Genomic DNA, 18,209 nt, shown 5'->3' with positions numbered 1-18,209 from the left:
TTAGAAAGTCACACCAACAGCAAAATGCAACGTTCCTCGTGGCTCACCTTCCTCACGGTTCAAGTTATAACCATACTCCATCCTAACTGGTCCAACGGGTAGATCTAATCGAAGACCTAAGCCCAGCGCATATTTAGGATCCGTATTATCTAGATCCTCTAAACCTAGCGCTAGAGCCCCAGCATCAGCAAAGGCCACCACATAGATCGGCCCTTTGGCCTGACGAATGTATTCAATATTAGCCACCCAGAAGCTTTCGCCACCAGTTGGGTAACCATTAGCTTGCGGGCCTAACTCACGATCTGGAAATGAGCGTACACTGTCTGAACCACCAACAAAATAGCGTTGATCAATAGGAAAATTCTGTGAGTCATTGTTCCAAATAGAGCCAACGCGCGCTCCTAACATGATGAGACTCTTCTTATTAATCACCTGACGATACGAACTGCGTAACTCAGCCTTGAAATAAGGAATGATAGTTTTCCCATCAATGGCACCAAACTCGGTAATGACCTCGCCATTGAAACCCTTCTTGGGGTTGATTGCGTTATCACGGAAATCTAACCTCTGGCTCAAACCGATCTTATTCACTACATAGCTTTGATAACCTAGAGCTTGGCTAGGCAGGCCAGTAGAAGACAAATCCGTATACGTTAGATCAGAGTATGCTCGCCAAGAATAATTCTCGGTAATATCCCACTCTAGCTGAATACCCACGCCTGCTTCAACTTTGCTATATCCTTCAAAGTCATGAGAAATCAATATCATGCTCCCCGTGAAATCCATGTCTGAGCCTAAGAACCAAGGGTCTGTCACACTCGCTTGGCCAAACAGACCGAGACCTGAATACTCACCCGCAATCGTCAGGTTCCACAAGCGACCTAGGAAGTTACGGTCATAGTACGCCATACCAAAAATCGCGCCTTCAAAACTACCAGCTCCAGCAAAAAATGATACGCCTCGGGCGCGCCCTTCCCTAACTCGAAGAGTCACATCTATGGTTCCATCGTCCTGTGGATAGAGTTCAAAAAGCACGGAATCAAAAGCCCCACGCGCTAACAACTCTTTCCGCTGTTTATCCATAACAGAGTCATCATAGGCAGCTCCTTGATAGCGCTTAAACGGACGCGAAACGTTACGCGGCCTCGTTTTTTCAGTGCCCTCTACGGAGACGTTACCCAAAATGTACTTCTCCCCAGGATCAACTTGGAAGATCAAAGTCATCTGTTTCTCACCTAGCTCTTTATCCCAATCAACCTTAGAAAAAGGGTAACCGTCGTCCCTGAAATAGTGCTGTACCGCGTCATAACAGGCCTTAATATTCTGCGTTGTTGCTGGAGCTCCGGTATAATCACCGAGCAACTGGTAGACGATATTAGTATCCTTTTCGTTAGCACCACTCACTACCGGGCGGCCCAGTGTAAACAATGGCCCCTCAGACACCGTGACTGTAATATCCTGTGTATAATCTTCCCTCGGGTTGTCGTCGCGTGACTTGTCCCGCTCAGATTTCACTTCCGCTGACCAAAATCCACGCGACTCTAGCAAAGCACTAGCATCTTCCCTAGCCGCCTTCATGCTAGATCCTAGCAGCGGAACTTTAGACCGCTTCACTTGTGAGCTCCCAATAGGTGCTCGCTTGAAGTAGGCTTGCACTTCATCGGCTAAATCTTCATCAACGCCAACGACCGTTACCTCACCTACATATCTAGGTTGTCCTTGATCAACACTCAAAAGAATCACATTGCCAGCTGGAGGCAAACTCCAGCTTACCTTACAGCGCGGGTAGCCAGCTTTTCTCAACTCACGTTGCAGCAGGTAGGCCGCATCATCAGCGCGTGAAGCACTCGGCGAGCCACTGAGCACGTGCTCAAAACGTCCGCCTAATAAGTTCAGCGCCTCAGATTCACTCATTTCTACCAGCCCTCTGATAGTAACTTTGGTTTTTGCCTCCGATGAGACAAACAGGCACAGCGATATCATTAGATAGCAGATCACTAACCAATGCCTCTTATCGTTGTCTAGCTGCATGCTCATTATTTGAATCGGATCACGTAGAGGATCAACCCACGAGTGTTGTTTTTGTCATCAATAGAAAACGAGGCAAACCACGGGTTATCCGCCAGAGATGAACGACCAAAAAGACGAGGTCGCGGTAAGCTAAAGTCTTCAAGGTCGACCGTTGCTGAGTTAAATTTCCGTCCTGTAAATGGATCTACACCGCCAATGTTGATGTCTATTTTTTCCGACAAGTTCAGTACCCGCGTGAGGAAATTAGGTTTCCCGCCAGATGCCTGACGGCGCACACTATCTAGCAAAAACTGATAGGCTTTGGCCTTGGCTACCGCAGGGTCTTCCAATTCAGAAGAAGTGGTTCCTGTAAGCAGCAATAATAGAACCTCGGATTCAGGCAAAGGAGGGTTAGATGTCATCAATGTCTTAGGGGCACTCGCCCGACCAAATACTCGCATCTCTACGGTATAACTACCAACTTTCGACCGCCCAACAATCTCCAACTCTGGATCAAATTTTGTCTTATGGGTGAAGGTGACTCGGCTCTCATTCACCTCTAAGCGACTAAATGGTAGATTCGCTTTGCCCTCTTTCAATACCACAAAGCCATCCGGCAGAGGGTCATTCAACGATCCCGTTACCTTGATATTCGCCGCAATATTCCCCTCAGCTACATTGCCACGTACCAAAAAGTCATCTTTGGTCCGCACCAACATATTGACCGTCCATTTATCGAAGGGCTCTGGCAAACCAAACCCTTCGCTAGTATCAACTGTGGTAAAGCTAGGCAACTCAGCGCTCTCCGGCTGAGAAACTGGAATACCAACCGGAATGATCTCAATATCTTTATAAAATAGGCTCTCTACAATTGCTACCTCGCCACTGATTTCAGCTCCCGATAATGGCCCTTTGACCTGAATCAGCCCATCTGAACGAACAATCACTGAATCATCACGCCAAACCAAGGCCTTGTCTGCCTTTAGAGTAATATCGAATTCCGGATTTTTATAATCAGCGATGCCTATCAGACCTGAAAACTCAAAGGCGCCGCCAGCTGCTCTCATCTTCGATGGTTTGATCTCTACCTGATCTTCATCAAAGCGGATTCTAATATCGATGTCCTTAAATTCAGGCACCGCCCGCTTCTTCATCGCAAAACGATCTACATCTAGCAAAATATCGCCACGAATCTTAGGCTCTTTGATTTTACCAAAGCCCTCAAGTTCAATCGTTAGACTACCTGCAACCTCCGTGATCTTAGGGAATAATTCGGCGTAGCGGTTAAGATTGATATCGCGCGAATCTAGATCCACATGAAATTCCTCCTCTAGCAAAGAGTCAGGGTTATCAACCCATTTCATCAACTCAAATGGCATCTTGGCATTTACCAAAAATGGCTTCTGATTTGTTATCGTCCAGATCCCTTTCAGATCCACTTGTTTATCCGCAGTCAACAAATCCAACTCGAGCGAGGCGCCATCAAAGAAATCATATCCATCTACGCTCACCTGACTCAGCTTAATTTTACTATCAATCTGCGGATCAGACAGCTGACCATTTGCTGTGATATCTATATCCAGCAGACCATCCAATGGCTCGTTAGGAAGCATTGGTAGAAGCTCATAGATTTTCGCCAGCGGCAATTTATCAGCTTGAATGTGCAGCTTTAGCTCATCTTCTTGCTCTAGGAACCCTTGCAGGTCGCGTATCTCTTCGGACGCAGGAATCTCCATCTCAGCAGCAAAAATCGTATCGCCGTCATCAGTAAGCTGCAATGTCTCTAGCACGAGTTTGCCGTCAGCCCAGGCACCGCGACTAGTCAGAGCTAGCTTATCGCGAACCACTTCAAACTCTTTGAGTGTCACGACCTTCACGCCACCGTAACTCGCATCTAACTTCGCTTGAATCGTTGGCTGTTCATCAGCCACAAATATTTCAGACCCAGTTAGCTGAAGTGATCCTGCACTCTTAAGCACATCGGCCACATTCCCCTCACCTTGCCAACTCAAATCTAGCTGACCAGCCAGCGGGTAATCGACTTCGAAAACTTCTAGCAATGGTTGCAAATCATCCAACACAAATGACTGCAAAGCTAACTGACCTGAATAATTTTGACTCTCTATCCCATAGCTTCCTGCCAGCTCAATATCCTCACGTCCGTCCTTCTTCAGCGTCACTGCTGCCTTAGCTACTTGCTCAGAGGCCAGCCAGTTAGCTGAGATATCGATAGCCTGATAATCCAAACCAGCCCAAGTAAAATCAGTGACTCCAAGATCAGCATGGGCATCTTGTAGCGCCCCAGCCACCAGTGCTGTAGTACCTGACACGTGCAACCCTAACTTCGGCCAGCCACCTATGGGGGCCTCGATCTCTAACTCGTCTAAGTAATCTTGATATTGATCAATTTTCAGCTGCAAGGCGACATCCACATCAGAGGCAAAATGCTGCCACTCTTGTTTCTCAGTATCATTGAGTTTTAGTCCAAGCGTACCGTCAATGACTGTCGATCTATCTTTAACAAAGTAATTTAAGTTGAGTGCTGAATCGCTAGCCTCAGTGCTTATACGGATTGCATCTAAGGCGTATTTTTGATATTTCAGCCCTGATACCGCCAGCGAGAATTCAGCATCACTAGGGGCTCGAACCTCTTTCAGATCAGCTATTTTTAAAGCCAGTTGATCAACTTGCCCCTGAATATGATGCTCTTCAGGCAGCCACTCGTTAGCTAGGGTAAGAAGCAGCGGGCCCTCATTTAGTTTCACCTCTAACGAGGTATAGGCAAGCATCTTGGCATTCAGGTTAGAAGTACCCAATTGGATGTCGGCGATGAAATCAATCGACTCCGCATCTTCAAAATCCCACTCGAGATGACTGAAGATCACATCGTGAGTCACGGGGAAACCGCCAAACTCAATCGACTTCTCTTGCCACACTAATTTAGCCGACTGCTGAACTAACACCTTTTCCTCAATGTCAGTAAATTGACTGATATGAAGTAAAATCTCTGAAGCTCCTTGCTGATGCGTGAGGCTCATACCCTCAGCCCGCCACAAAGTTTTTTCGTCTTTATCAATGATGATCGTCGTATTCTGAATATCTAACTCGATAGGCAACACGTAGGGACGCACCATTTCCACAATCTCCTCTGGAGTCGATTCGCTAGGCTCTTTTACCTCATCGCTAGACTCAAAGGCAGCCACATCAATCCAACAATAAAGGTCGCGAGCTTTCACCAGCTCGATCTCTTTATTCATCAAGCTGCGCAAGCTGTAATCAATTTCTAGCAAAGAAGCGCTTAGCCCGCGAATCCCCGCCTTCTCACTATACAAATCAACCTTAGTCAGCTGAAAACCACCAATCAATGTGCCATCTAGATGAAAACTTCCATCGATCTCAGCCTTTTTGAGACCTTCCCTCACAGCCCATCTAGCAACACCACGAGTGACTGGACCATTAATTAACAAAAAAAGTGCCGCCAGCAGTAAAGTAAGCAAGAAGAACAACCGCTTCCAGCGGTGCCTTCTCGCTGGCTTCACTTTCTTTTCTTTTGTCTCCTTAGCCTCAGTCATGGAAAAAACATTTGATTACTTTGTACTGCGTACTCCCCTCGTAACAAGTATTTTTCTAATACTTGATAAATTTGTCTGTGCAGAAATAGACTAGAGCTTTTGTTGGATCTCCTCCAACAGACTCTCACAACCGTCTTCTAGTAGATCGAGAACGTGTTCAAATCCACCATTACCACCGTAATATGGGTCAGGAACTTCCTTATCCTCAAAGCGCTCACAATAGTCGACAAAACGCTTCACCTTGGCTGATTCACTATCATCCTTCACGTATTCCCGCACGTTGCGCAGATTGTCATCATCCATGGTTAGAATGAGATCAAAATTCTGAATATCGGCTCGAACAACCTGACGCGCAGCACCTCCAGTTGGATAGTTTCGGCGCGCGAGCGCCTTGCGCATTCTTGCGTCCGGCAGTTTTCCAGTGTGAAAGCCAATCGTTCCAGCTGAATCAATTTCTATCACATCTTGCAAGCCCTTTGATTCCACAAAATGGCGAAACACATTTTCTCCTGCTGGGGATCTACAAATATTTCCCATGCAAACAAACAATACTCTAAAAGGCGTTCTTGGCATACTCTGTGTATCCTGTAAGGATTATCTCATGCTGGCAAGACAAGCTTGGTTCATCATTTCTATTTTCATGACATATATGGGCAGCTCCCTAGCTGTGCATAGTGAAAACCAACAGCCCGACATCACAATCATTTGGATAGACGGATCAGCTGCCGCAAACAATTCAGCGACAGCAGTCGATAGCGAAAAGTTAGCCGCTCATTTACCACAAATCTACAGTGGAGATATCTATTTCTCACCGGGCGCTTCCGCCAGCCTCTGTGCCCTACTAACTGGTAACGAATCACTGATTCACGGAGTCATCTCTGATGCTGACTGGCGGCGGCGTCCAGCGCTAGTAACTCACCCACTTGCCAGCTCGCTCAATGCTTATCACAGCCAGTTTTACGGCATTTGGCCATTTGGTAAATGTGCGCCATTTTCGCCAGCAGACTTTGGCTTTGCTAGTGCTAGCTATCAGCCAGACGAAAACCCAAACAGTATCGCCAACTGGTGGCATGAAAGCCAGCTGGACGACGCAAGCAAGCGCGAAGCTGAGACAAGCTCGCTACTGAATATCTCTAACCAATGGTCAGAGCCCTCATCCATTTCAGCAGCAAACTTCATGGCTAACGCCAGCAGACTGATAGATAAACACCCAGCTAATCGTTCCCCTCTGTTCACCCTCATCAAACCAATGATTGCGAACTCCACTAGGCAGCAGACTGCTGGCCTACGTAAACAAAACACTAGCCAGCTAGAAAACGCTACCGTCCAGCTAGCTAACACCCTAGCTAAGAGACAATCACAGCGCGCACAGATTCTCGTAGTCGCTCAAGTTAACCCCACCGCTCAGCTCGTTCATCGTGGGTTCACAAAAACCCTAACCTACTTCCCTGGAAAACTGACCATCTTTGGCCAGACTGAATATGCACAGCCATTTCCTAAGCAAGATAATCTCACAGATCACCAACTCTATGCCTATCTTTTAAAAATAAGCCAATCGTCCACCCAAGCAAGCGCGGTGCAATGGGATCGCTCACTCGCCTACAGCCACCTAGCCAACTGGCCAGAAGATGCGCAAGTTGAGCAAGAACGCTTTCGCGGTTCAGTCGTTAGCAATAAGCAACTCGCCTTAATCAATGGCATCGACCTCTATCCAGCGGACCAGCCGGAATCATGGTTTGATGAAAAATCATCCCCGCTCGCTATGACCGACCACCCAGCCGAGTTCCAATATTTGATTACCCAACAGTCAGCTTGGTGGGCGGCTGCTCGCCAAGCAATCCACAATCCACGACCATTTACCGTCGGCGCAGACAATGAAAAAACCACCACACTAACTGCCGACCAGTGGAGTGAGTCAGTTTTCAAAGACGGTCAAAAAAATTCACCAGAACATCAAGGTCTACAAACCCAACAGCAGCTGGTAGAGCTACTCAGAAGCATCCAGCTGGAACGGCATAGGCGTCATATACCTTCCACATCAGGCGGTTGGAGTATCGATGTCAAACAAGCTGGCAATTACGAGCTAACAACCTATTTACTACCTCAATCACTTTCGGGTCATGCAGATTTTCAAAGACTAGCAGGACTACGAGCTGGCCAGATGACCGTGCAGATTGGTAGCCGTAGAATGAATCTAATAATTCACGAGGGAGCCAGCCGAATTACATCTCAGATGGACCTAGACCCCGGCATATTCCATCTAGAATGTGTTTTCACTCACCAACTCGGCGCCGACAAATTACTCGGTGCACCATTCATTGAGATCAAACGTCTAGGCGAGAAAAAGGTCGATATTACACCCGAAATGCTAAAACAATAAAAACTCTCCGCAACTGTTGGATAATATCTGAGTTGAATCTCTTTAATCTACATATTATAAAAATTTAACCATGAAGCTTAATATCATCATTCCCGCTGCCACCCTCGCAGTCGGAGCCGCTGGCGGCTTTATCATTGGCCAATCCAACAGCTCTTCTGAAGCTAGCTCGAATTCTCTGAGTGAGCTTCCTACTTCTAGCAAAAGAAGTATTGCAACATCTCTATCAGGTCCTGCCTCCACTTCAGACCGTCGCGCAAGTAGTCGACCGGAATCACTACAAGATGTGCTTAGCACTCCGGGGCAGAATGATCGCATCCAGGCGATGCTAGATTATTACGCTCAATTAGATCCTAGCTTATTTGAATCAGAAGCGCGCAGCCTAGAACGTCTGCCCTTTGGCGAACGCATGATAGCCATGCAGTTGCTCTTCTCGCAGTGGGGTGAAAAAGACCCTATCACGGCAATGAGCTACACCGATAGCATGGGCATGATGGGAAGATTTGTGAACGGCACCGTGCTGAAAAGTTGGGCGTCTACAGATCCAGTGAATGCTTCTCAGTACTACCTAGCCAACAGCTCTAGCTTCGACACTAACGGCAGAGGCCCAAGCCCAGCTGGCACGATTGCCTCCGAGTGGGCGCGCATCGATCCAAAAGGTGCACTGACATGGGCGAACTCACTGCCTGATGGTGATCAAGCAGGTGCCATGCGTGGTATCTTCAGCCAGACAGCTAAGGTAGATCCGTCTGAAGCAGCACTACAAGCCGCAACCATTACTAACGAAGACGCACGTAGCCAGGCCTACCAAAGCATTGCTAGAGAATGGGGAGCGCAAGATTGGGGCGAAGCTCAAGCTTGGATCAATACTCTACCAGCTGACGCTAGAGATGAAGCTAATGCCCAAGCATTACGCGGTCTAGCTGCTGACAATCCAAAGCTGGCAGCGGAAAATGTTTCCCTTCTACCAGATGGTGATGAAAAAAATAGCACCATCCGCAACATCAGCCAGCAATGGGCGCGTGAAGATCCAGCTGCTACTGCGCTGTGGGTCATGGAGCAGGAATCAACAGATGCCCAAGGCTCAGCCATGTCCGAAGTGATGTCATCATGGGCTAGGCTCGACAACGACGGCGCTATCGATTGGCTCAATAACCAAGAAGCTGGCGACGTTCGCGATACCGCAGCTACCGCATTTGTCAGAAACAATAACAGCAAGGAATATGATATCTCTCTGCAGGTGGCCGAAACTATCAGTGATGAAGGCACCAGAGCACGCTCTATCAGCTCTGCGGTTTCCACTTGGATGAAAGATGATCCAGAAGCGGCTAAAGAATACATCAATACCAGCGAATACATCAGCGACGATGAGCGCGAGCGCGTACTACGCAGAGCTACCAGTACTGGCGGTCGCGGCGGCCCGGGTGGAGGCAGAGGTCGCGGAGGTCGTTAGACTTAGCTAGCCATTATTTTCATCCGCAGCTGGAAATTCCAGCTGCGGATTTTTTTTCTCAAACTATCACCTCTACTGGTTCAGGTAGATCGCTGTCGCATTGATGAGCATATTGTCATCAGTCGATTTTTCAGCAACCTCACCTACAATCGTTAGATCGCTAAGTTCTGTAATTCCAGCGACACCTTTCAAGCCAGCTTTGATGATTTTCCCCTCACCATCAAGCACCTGAACGGTAACGATAGAGGCTTTGATTTCATCAGGATCTTCACAGCATACGTCCCATGGCGTGCTGCAGTTATCCCCTTCTATCAGGCTACATGAAATGAGCACTTCTGGATCCCCCATAATCATCACCGCTCGCCCGTCGACAAATACAGAACGGCTGCCTAGCGCATGGCCAGTAAAAGTAACTGTATCCCCAGCTTTAGCCTGTTTGCGCAGCTGAACGATGCTAACCGCATCAGCTGGTTTTTCGGAAATAACCAGTCCAGCTAGAGCTGCTTGCTCAGCGGAGTTTTCAACCACTCCTTGACCTTCGTCTTTACTACAGGCGCTCAAGCCAATGGCCAGAGCAGCCCCAATTCCTATCATCAGTTTTGTTTTCATAATCGTTTTTGGTTTTGTTATTAATTCATTCAGTATGTAAAAAAGTTAGTTCGATCTCAGCGCGCTCGGTAATTTGGGCAACAAACAACGAGCCGCTGGCGGTATGGTACCAATCAAGCCGAGCAGCAGCCCAGCTGACAATCCAGCGAGAATCACCGCGGGTGATAAAACCAAGGTAAATGTCCCAGTAGAAAATGGCACGGTGCGGCCATCCAGCAGAAAGTAAGCTGCTAGAAAGGCTAGTAGTGTGCCCGTCATCGTAGCTAACAAACTTTCCTGAATCAGCGAGATGAATAAAGCTACGCGACCAAATCCTATAGACTGCAAGGTGGCCATCTCTTTGATTCTAGCAGCAAATGCAGCATACAAGGTATTCAAGCCACCAAATACCGCGCCAGCAGCCACGAGAATTGCGGTCACCCAAGTCATCAACTTGATTGGCTCATAGAACTCGCTGAGCTTAGCATAATATCTATCTTCGCGAATCGCTGAGAGTTCCAGATCGTTGCGCTGAAAGGTGAAGAGCTCGATATCTTCCAGCTCAGCGGTGTCCATTCTTAGGGTGACGGAAGAAAGCGAATCACGCTGAGTTAGGCTAGCTAGATCATTACGATCAAACCAAATCTCTGACTCCAACACCGTTCCGGGAGCCACAAAGATACCCGAAATTTTAAGCTCTTCATTACCCCAGAAGATCGATTTCCCCACTTCTAGCTGGCTGGCTGGCACACCCAACTTACGATGAGCTAGGTGACCAACCATGACTTCACCAGGTGAAGGAAAATGCCCATCTATCAAGCGAACTTGCACGTGAACTAACAAAGCACTTTCAAACACACCGCGCAACAATGCTGGCCCTTTCGTACCATCTTCCGTGAGCACAGGGGCTTGGTAAAAAATCTCGCCTGACACTGCAGTGACACCTAACTTTTCAGCAATACCAACCACTGAAGTGGCAGTAGCTGACTCTGCAGCTACAGGGACCTCGGACCTTTCTATCGACTCCTCAGATCCTTTCCCCACAAGGAGTACGTTCTGAGTGGAACCCGACGCTGATAGGACTTCATCCATGCCACGAGTCAGCGCAACGGCTGCGATAAGCAAAAATACCACTAGCGCCGAGCCGCCAACAGTTTGCAACAAGCGGCTAGGATCACGAAATAAATTTCTCAATGCATAAGTAAATGGCAACATGATCTATTAGGCGTTTAATGAATGAACTAAGGGTTTAGACGTGGCTTTCCACGCTGGGTAGACAGATGCTAACAATCCGAGAACGATGGCTACGAGCAAGCCAGAAACCACCACATTAGCGGATGGAATCAGGGCCAAAGTTTGCCCTTCATTTCCTAAAGTGAATGACTGCATCTTGAAAAAGATCGCGGCACCAAAGACACCAATGAAACCTCCCGCTAGACCTAGCAGCAGACCTTCAAAAAGGACAATCGTCGCAATCGCTAGACGAGAAAATCCGATGGTTTGGAGAATGGCAGTCTCTTTTACTCGCCCGCGCACGATCAACAACACGGCATTAGCCACAAGACCTAGAACAGCGACAACAGCGCCCAAACCAAGCCAGCGGGTAAAGCTAATTAACTCTATCATCTGTCTGGCAGTTTCTGCAAAAAAGGCCTTCTCAGGACGTGTATTGGTAGGCTGTTGGTCTGAGCTGAATGTCTCGTCAATCTCACTCGCCACGCGATCTAGCTGGCCAGCAGAATCAACTTTGACGTTAAACTGAGTGACCACACCGAGGCCGACTCGGGAAGCTTGTTGGAGAAATGCTAGATGCACGTAGGCAACATTTTCATCGGTAGCGGAATCCGAGCTAATGATTCCAGCTACGGAAACATTCACCCCCACAGCTTCAAACTTATCCCCAGGTGATAGACCTCGCCGTTGGGCAAAGTTTCTACCAACCAGTGCCGCGTCACTACGATTAAGGAAATCGTCATAAGATCCTGCGATCACATTGATGGCTGGGTTATATTTTTGCAGAGAGTCCGCCGGTACACCTCGAAAAGTAATCACGTCTAACGACGCCCCACAGTTATTGACAGCTATCTGAATAGGGATCACCTCGCGCACGCCGTCGATGCGTTCAATCGTAGGCAGATAATGCTCAGGTAATCGAGACGTCGACGGACAAAAACGGTTCTCACGATAGACAACTAAGGTCGTATCGTTAGCATTCATTTCTGTGGCAGATGACAGCGAATGTTGCATCGTCTGCACGGCTGCATAAAGGAACATGCCCGCTGAAACGCCAAGGACAGTTAGCACCGTGCGCAGCTTGTTACGCCAGAGGTTTTTTATCGCTAATGTAAGTAATGGGCTCATTGCTCTGCGGGTTGTTTGTTAAGCAAATGTCCATCTTCGATGAACTTGCCTTTTTCTAACTGCAGTGAACGATGCGCCGCAGCTGAAGCCTTGGGATCATGCGTCACCATAATGACGGTTTTGCCAAACTTCTCAGTCAGCTCATTGAGCAGCTGCAAGATAGAATCCGCTGACTCACGATCAAGATCACCAGTGGGCTCGTCAGCTACTAACAGATCAGGGTCATGCACAATCGCTCTAGCAATAGCAACGCGTTGTTCTTGCCCCCCTGAAAGCTCGCTAGGTCTATGGTCAGCCCTATCAGCGAGGCCAACCAGATCAAGCGCAGCGAGCACTTTTTCTCTGCGCTCAGCTCTGCTCATCTTTGACAGTAATAATGGCAGCTCAACATTCTCGTAGGCAGATAAAATTGGCACAAGGTGATAGAGCTGGAAGATATAACCAACATGAACGGACCGCCACTTGGTCAACTGCGCGCGTGATAGCGCCGCGATGTTCTCGCCGTTAATAATAATCTCGCCAGATGTGGGAGTATCGATGCCTGCAATCAAGTTAAGCAAAGTCGTTTTCCCTGAACCCGACGGCCCCATCAAAGAAAGGAATTCACCTCTAGCAACTTCAAGTGTCAGCTGGTCTAATGGCGTGATTACCGTCTTGCCCTTAGTGAAAGATTTACTCACGGATTGGATAGAAATTAATGAACTCATAATCGTTACAATTTATGGTTTAGAAGTAATTACACGAACTCTACTAGCTGGCTGGAGGTCGTTAAATGGCGGTAAAATAACATGCTCGCCAGAGTACAAACCGTCTTCAACATGACGAAAACCATCACGTTGCTCACGGCCTAACTTCACACTGCGTCGCTCAGCTTTTCCATCAGGAGAAACTACCCAGACGAAACTGTCGTCAAAAATAGCCTGTTCATCGACATAGAGTGATAGACGTCCGGTACTTTGATCGGAACTGGCCTCAGTACTAGTCGAGCTAGCAAAAAACCTAGCACGCATGAGCATCTCAGGCCTCAATCTAGGATCTGGGTCTTGGATCGCCACTTTAGCTTGCAGCGTATTGCGTTGCATGTCGGCCTCGCCATTGATGCGTGTCACTATGCCGCTGAAAGTTTTTTCAGCTAGAAGGTCACAAGTGAGTTCCACCCATTGACCTTCGTGTAGGGCCGCAGCTTCATTGAGCGGCACATCAATCCTAGCTTGTAATTTGTCTGGCTGATAAAGCTCAACAATCACTGCCGACTTAGGATCATCCATTCCTAACATACGCTTTTTACCTGGCGCGGCGTGAAGGTGAAGCACCACTCCATCCACTGGCGCGCTAATCCTTGTGCGATCTAGCTGGAGCTGTGCCTGAGCTCGAGCCGTTTTCAGCTCAGCTAGTTTTGCCTCCATCGCCAGCTTCTCAGCATTTATCTGCAAGCGCTTCGCCTCCAGCTGAGGCAACTCGGCACGGGCTTCATCAAGTAAGGCCACACGGCGCTTCACTGCTATCCTTGCCTGTACTTTTTGTTGTTCAGAAATAGCACGAGAACCAATGCGTTCGAGCCTTTCAAATGAATCATTGGCCTCCTCTAACTCAGCCTCCAATGACTCAATCCGCCGTTCTACAGCGTGCTCCTCAGCATCGATAATATCTAGACCAACACAATGGGCCTTAATCGTCTGCTGCATGCTAACAACCATATTCTCAGCTAGCTGGAGATTGAGAACTTCGTCATCATCAACTAGCTCAGCTAACAAATCCCCCTGCTTTACCGCTTGCCCCTCTAGCACGTGAACGCTATCTATCACGCCATCTCGCAGAGTCGGCACATAGATTGTGTATGGATCTGGCTCCACCCAGCCAGATGCTTGGAAAGCGAGCTCCCCCTTGCTAGTTCCAGCTGGCTGAGCCTTCTTGCCAACTGCCTCTGTTACTTGAGCAGCCGTTCTAATGGTAACGACTGCAGAGGTTTGGACTTCATGAGCTGGCAATAAGCGATCGCCAAACAATAAGGCAAAAATGAGGGCAAAACCTAGCAGCAAGGCCACTGGTAGTAGCCACGCTAATGACTTTGGCCGTCGGCGAGAAGGTTGATCCCCCCGTTCCGCTGGCGCGTTTCTAAGTACGTCTAATGACATGATTGATAAATGGAAATTGGTTTAAATATAACTTTGATAGATTGATGCACGCTCCTCACATAAATGTGTGATAGAGCCGCGAAATGCCCCACAAGCGGGCAAAAGAAAACGCTGTCAGCTCAAACAGATAGAACTGACATTAATTGCGTAGAATCAAAGTCGATAAACAGAATTCCAAATAAATATGGGCACTGGATTGCATGCCAGTTCGTCTAGCGGGCTTCCGCGAGTCCTTTGGGCGTCAACCAAGATATGAGGCGCTTGAATCGACCAATCAGCTTCAGCTGACTGTCCGATAATAGCCAAATGAGTCAGCGGATTTTTTCCCCAATCGTTAGCCCCATAGGCAGCAGGGTACAGACCGACATCCATTTCTAGCTCGAGAATGCAATCGTCATCCTTGCAAGGAGATGGCTGGCTGGATTTAAACTCATCTAGCTGGGCCGGAGCGCTACAGTCATGGCAGCCGCTCTCGCAGCTGGATGGAGCTGCCGCGGGCTCGCGGCAATCACATTCGCCGATAATTAATGCCTCCGCACACAAACAATAAGATACGCCAGGCTGGGCAACGGTCACCATAAGGGCCATTATCCAGAGCATGATCGCAGCTGTGATTTTGTGTAACATAGACATCAATACGATACACTAGCTGGCAAATTATTCCCCACAAATCAAGGAAAATGACCTCACGTGGACAGGTAAAGTCAGCTGCAGACAATCTATTTAGCCACGATATTGGTTCTAGCTAAATCAATTGCTGGTAGATTTCCTCCGCCAGCGGTGCCCATTTTGATATGTCTTTTCCAGCTATCGTCCGTCGCATTTTCAGCACTTGCCGAGGGAAGTCTCGGACTTGCAGCCCATCATTCTAGCTAGGGTCTGGATCGTTCGGTCAAGGCGCCGCTGGCGTAGGCTTGAACGAGTCCTTCGAGCGCATTGATTTTCTCGCGGATGACGGCACCTTGCTCGGTGTCCTTGGTCAGCCGTGGTGGGAAATGGCGACGGATATTCTGCATTTTGGGGATGATATCTTCCCCTGAACGCACAATGGAAACGGGGTCGCGGAAGCCATGGTGTTCGGCCAATTCATCGCCTTCTGGCGAGAGGATGAGTGTGTAACCACGATCACCGTAGGCCTCGGAAAAAGCACCGTCAATAGTCACGGCATTGCCACCACGCTTCACTGGGTTCTCCCCTTTTTCCACCTTCACGGGAACGTGGCCGTTGACGATGAGACCATCTTCAGCCACGCCGATTTCGCGGCACAGTTGGTCACAAAACTCCCTATCATGAAGTTTCTCAAAATACGGATTTCTTTGCTCCTGATGAGTTTCTTTTTCCGCAATGAAGTAGCTTTCAAAACTAGCCATTTTATCTTTACCAAACAGCGGAGATTTTGGCCCAGCCCAGAGGTAATAAAACCAATCTTTATCATCATCAGTTGCGTTGGTTCCAGCCCGAAAGGCGCGCTTTACCACTGAATCAAATGCTGGAAATAACTCCGGCCCTACATGCGTCTGACCATCGATTTCTAGCGCTTCGTATTGCTCGTTTTCATCCAGCGCCAAACAGGCATGGAAGATCACCGCCTTATCTCTAACTAGGCACATCGACCCAGACTGAGCAACCCACGACATGTGCTGCCAAAGTTTAGCTGAGCTGGTGAAGGATTCCGTCAATCTATCGATACACTGTTGCTCCTCAGCGGATAGTTTGTTCGGATCATCTGGAGAAACGGTGGGAAAATAGCTGTCTTTGAGTTGATAGGTTTTTCCTGAGATCTCGATCGTGCCCGCGGCATAATCAATACGGCTCATCACATTGCGGTCATCCATATTCCATTCTGGGTGACGCTCCATCAGCTGCCCCTCGAGCTTAAACTGAATCACCGAGATGGCCTTTTGCATACGAGCAATCAGCAAGCTATCTCGCTCGCCACCTCGCTTCGGGTAAAAATCAGCCGCTGGATCGTCTTGATAAACGTGCTCAACCAATATTTCTAATGCTTTTGTTAAAATTCCGTACCCTTCCTCGAGCTGAAATAATCGACGGTAGCGCAGAGAAATGCGCAGCACGATGGCAATCAACGCTTGGTTTCCTAGGCACGCGCCCATCCAGCTGACATCGTGGTTGCCCCAGACGACACTTACTGAAGATTGGCGTTTCAGGTAATCAATGACCCAATCGATTCGCGACCCGCGGTCGCCGAGATCACCAGCCACGATTAGCTCTTCGACTGCGAGGTTGCGGATCAAACGAGAAGCCGCCTGGATGGCTAGAAAATCCATCTCTCGGGCGACGAGCTCCTGCAGCTGGACTTCGAGAAATACGGGATTATGCCCGCCAGCTGGGTAATTGAGCAGCAGATCAAACAGCTCGCGATAGACCACAGGCGTGTAATTCCAGATGGTATTGCGGCGTTTGTTTTTGACGATTTCCCGGATGATAGAGAATTGGTTCTGTAGTGTCTCCATCACCCACGCCAGCCGTTCTTTTTCGGAAAGTGCTTTTGATTTGCTGCTGAGAAGTTCCGTCGGATAATAAAGCACATTCAGCAGCTCTTGCTTCTGCGATGGCGTTAGGCGGTGGGAAAACAAGCTATCAACTAGCGGGCGAAGTCGACCCGAGGCGTTATTGATCACGTGCTTGAGTTTGCGTGCCTCACCGTGAATGTCTGAGATCACATGAATCACTCCTTTGGGGATTTCTAGCTGAGATTTTAGCGCTGCTATTTCGTAGCTAGCTTGCTCGGTATTAGGGAAATCTTGAGATAAAATGCTATGTATGAGTTCAGCCATGATTGCGGCCTCACCCCATAGCAAAAGCCGTGCCCAGTTTACAGGTAAATAATATTTTTAAATAATCAAGAAGATCTAATGAAGCCGGTAAAGATGGCATCTATCTCTGATGGTGCGGCGACGAGCTGTCTCGGGCCTTCAGCCCTCTTTTATTTTTCGATCCTTTTCCTAGGGTTGCGTTGCACCTTCGGCGCGACCTTACCCTAGGCTAGACTGTTGCATGCCATCGGCATTTGCTCGTAGACCTAGCTGGATATTTAATGGCTCAAGCTGGCATTTTCTCTCAGCTGGCATTTCCCAAATATCCTGCTGGGTAATTAGTAGCTGCATCGAGCTGTCTCGGGCCTTCAGCCCTCTTTTATTTTTCGATCCTTTTCCTAGGGTTGCGTTGCACCTTCGGCGCGACCTTACCCTAGGCTAGACTGTTGTATGCCTTCGGCATTTGCTCCTCCATCTAGCTAGATATTTAATGGCTCAAGCTGGCATTTTCCTTCAGCTGGCATTTCCTCTCAGCTGGCATTTCCTCTCAGCTGGCATTTCCTCTCAGCTGGCATTTCCTCTCAGCTGGAATTTCCCTTCAGCAGGCATTTCCGCGGGGAGATAGCGGTGGGTGGATTTGCTGGTTTGCGGGCAACAAAAAAGCCAACCGATTGGTTGGCTTTTTTGGTTTTGCATGGAGCGGGTGAAGAGATTCGAACTCTCGACTTCGACCTTGGCAAGGTTGCGCTCTACCCCTGAGCTACACCCGCTTTTATGCAAATGATTTGTTGTTGAGAAAATGGAGCGGGTGAAGAGATTCGAACTCTCGACTTCGACCTTGGCAAGGTTGCGCTCTACCCCTGAGCTACACCCGCTTTGACTTTCTCGTTTACCCTCGGGAGGGCGGGGAGGTATTTACACGATTTCAGAAAAATG

Annotated in this window: 13 protein-coding genes and 2 tRNA genes; 3 read left to right on the top strand and 12 right to left on the bottom strand. The window is 48.4% G+C overall.

Features of this window, described 5'->3' with window-relative positions; genetic code table 11:
- From JIN82_RS11430 to JIN82_RS11420, 3 genes are all read right to left on the bottom strand, one after another.
- Positions 1-2,031 carry a BamA/OMP85 family outer membrane protein gene (locus tag JIN82_RS11430; protein WP_200311782.1) on the bottom strand — a complete coding sequence of 677 codons (2,031 nt, stop codon included), beginning with the start codon at positions 2,029-2,031 and terminating at the stop codon, positions 1-3.
- A 5-nt stretch (positions 2,032-2,036) separates the two neighbouring features.
- A complete protein-coding gene (locus tag JIN82_RS11425) occupies positions 2,037-5,582 on the bottom strand; it encodes a translocation/assembly module TamB domain-containing protein (RefSeq protein ID WP_200311781.1) in 3,546 nt (1,181 codons plus the stop codon).
- Between the two features lie 90 nt (positions 5,583-5,672).
- Positions 5,673-6,119 (bottom strand): low molecular weight protein-tyrosine-phosphatase, encoded by a 447-nt coding sequence (locus tag JIN82_RS11420; RefSeq protein WP_234041983.1) that lies wholly within the window; start codon positions 6,117-6,119, stop codon positions 5,673-5,675.
- Between JIN82_RS11420 and JIN82_RS11415 the strand changes: the two genes are divergently transcribed.
- Positions 6,118-7,962, top strand: a complete 1,845-nt coding sequence (locus JIN82_RS11415) for a hypothetical protein (RefSeq protein ID WP_200311779.1) — start codon at positions 6,118-6,120, stop codon at positions 7,960-7,962. The two genes, JIN82_RS11420 and JIN82_RS11415, sit on opposite strands and share 2 nt — an antisense overlap.
- Positions 7,963-8,032: 70 nt before the next feature.
- Positions 8,033-9,412 carry a hypothetical protein gene (locus tag JIN82_RS11410; RefSeq protein ID WP_200311778.1) on the top strand — a complete coding sequence of 460 codons (1,380 nt, stop codon included), beginning with the start codon at positions 8,033-8,035 and terminating at the stop codon, positions 9,410-9,412.
- A 72-nt stretch (positions 9,413-9,484) separates the two neighbouring features.
- Here JIN82_RS11410 and JIN82_RS11405 read toward each other — a convergent pair whose 3' ends face one another.
- The 7 genes from JIN82_RS11405 to JIN82_RS11375 all read right to left on the bottom strand — a co-directional run bounded on the left by JIN82_RS11405 (position 9,485) and on the right by JIN82_RS11375 (position 17,294).
- Positions 9,485-10,021: a hypothetical protein gene (locus JIN82_RS11405; protein ID WP_200311777.1), complete on the bottom strand. Its 537-nt coding sequence runs from the start codon at positions 10,019-10,021 to the stop codon at positions 9,485-9,487.
- A 45-nt stretch (positions 10,022-10,066) separates the two neighbouring features.
- A complete protein-coding gene (locus JIN82_RS11400; protein WP_200311776.1) occupies positions 10,067-11,215 on the bottom strand; it encodes an ABC transporter permease in 1,149 nt (382 codons plus the stop codon).
- 6 nt (positions 11,216-11,221) lie between these two features.
- A complete protein-coding gene (locus tag JIN82_RS11395) occupies positions 11,222-12,361 on the bottom strand; it encodes an ABC transporter permease (RefSeq protein ID WP_200311775.1) in 1,140 nt (379 codons plus the stop codon).
- The gene (locus tag JIN82_RS11390; protein WP_200311774.1) at positions 12,358-13,068 is read right to left on the bottom strand and encodes an ABC transporter ATP-binding protein; all 711 of its coding nucleotides are present in this window, start codon (positions 13,066-13,068) and stop codon (positions 12,358-12,360) included. Before JIN82_RS11390 ends, JIN82_RS11395 begins: the two co-directional genes overlap by 4 nt.
- A 12-nt stretch (positions 13,069-13,080) precedes the next feature.
- Positions 13,081-14,496: an efflux RND transporter periplasmic adaptor subunit gene (locus JIN82_RS11385; RefSeq protein ID WP_200311773.1), complete on the bottom strand. Its 1,416-nt coding sequence runs from the start codon at positions 14,494-14,496 to the stop codon at positions 13,081-13,083.
- 153 nt (positions 14,497-14,649) lie between these two features.
- On the bottom strand, positions 14,650-15,123 hold the full coding sequence (locus JIN82_RS11380; RefSeq protein ID WP_234041952.1) for a hypothetical protein: 474 nt from the start codon (positions 15,121-15,123) through the stop codon (positions 14,650-14,652).
- Between the two features lie 245 nt (positions 15,124-15,368).
- Positions 15,369-17,294 (bottom strand): fructose-bisphosphatase class III, encoded by a 1,926-nt coding sequence (locus JIN82_RS11375; protein ID WP_200311771.1) that lies wholly within the window; start codon positions 17,292-17,294, stop codon positions 15,369-15,371.
- Positions 17,295-17,763: 469 nt separating this feature from the next.
- Here JIN82_RS11375 and JIN82_RS17500 point away from each other — a divergent pair, with 469 nt between their 5' ends.
- Entirely contained in the window at positions 17,764-17,898 is a 135-nt protein-coding gene (locus tag JIN82_RS17500; protein WP_267906531.1) for a hypothetical protein, read from the top strand.
- Between the two features lie 70 nt (positions 17,899-17,968).
- Here JIN82_RS17500 and JIN82_RS11370 read toward each other — a convergent pair.
- Positions 17,969-18,043: transfer RNA gene (locus JIN82_RS11370), tRNA-Gly, on the bottom strand.
- Positions 18,044-18,073: 30 nt separating this feature from the next.
- A tRNA-Gly gene (locus JIN82_RS11365) sits at positions 18,074-18,148 on the bottom strand.
- Positions 18,149-18,209: the final 61 nt, after the last annotated feature.

Origin of the sequence: Persicirhabdus sediminis, from assembly GCF_016595495.1 — a bacterium.
GTDB classification, from domain to species: domain Bacteria; phylum Verrucomicrobiota; class Verrucomicrobiia; order Verrucomicrobiales; family Akkermansiaceae; genus Persicirhabdus; species Persicirhabdus sediminis.
Note: the sequence above shows the minus strand (reverse complement) of the source record. Positions and strands in the feature narration are given on the sequence as shown.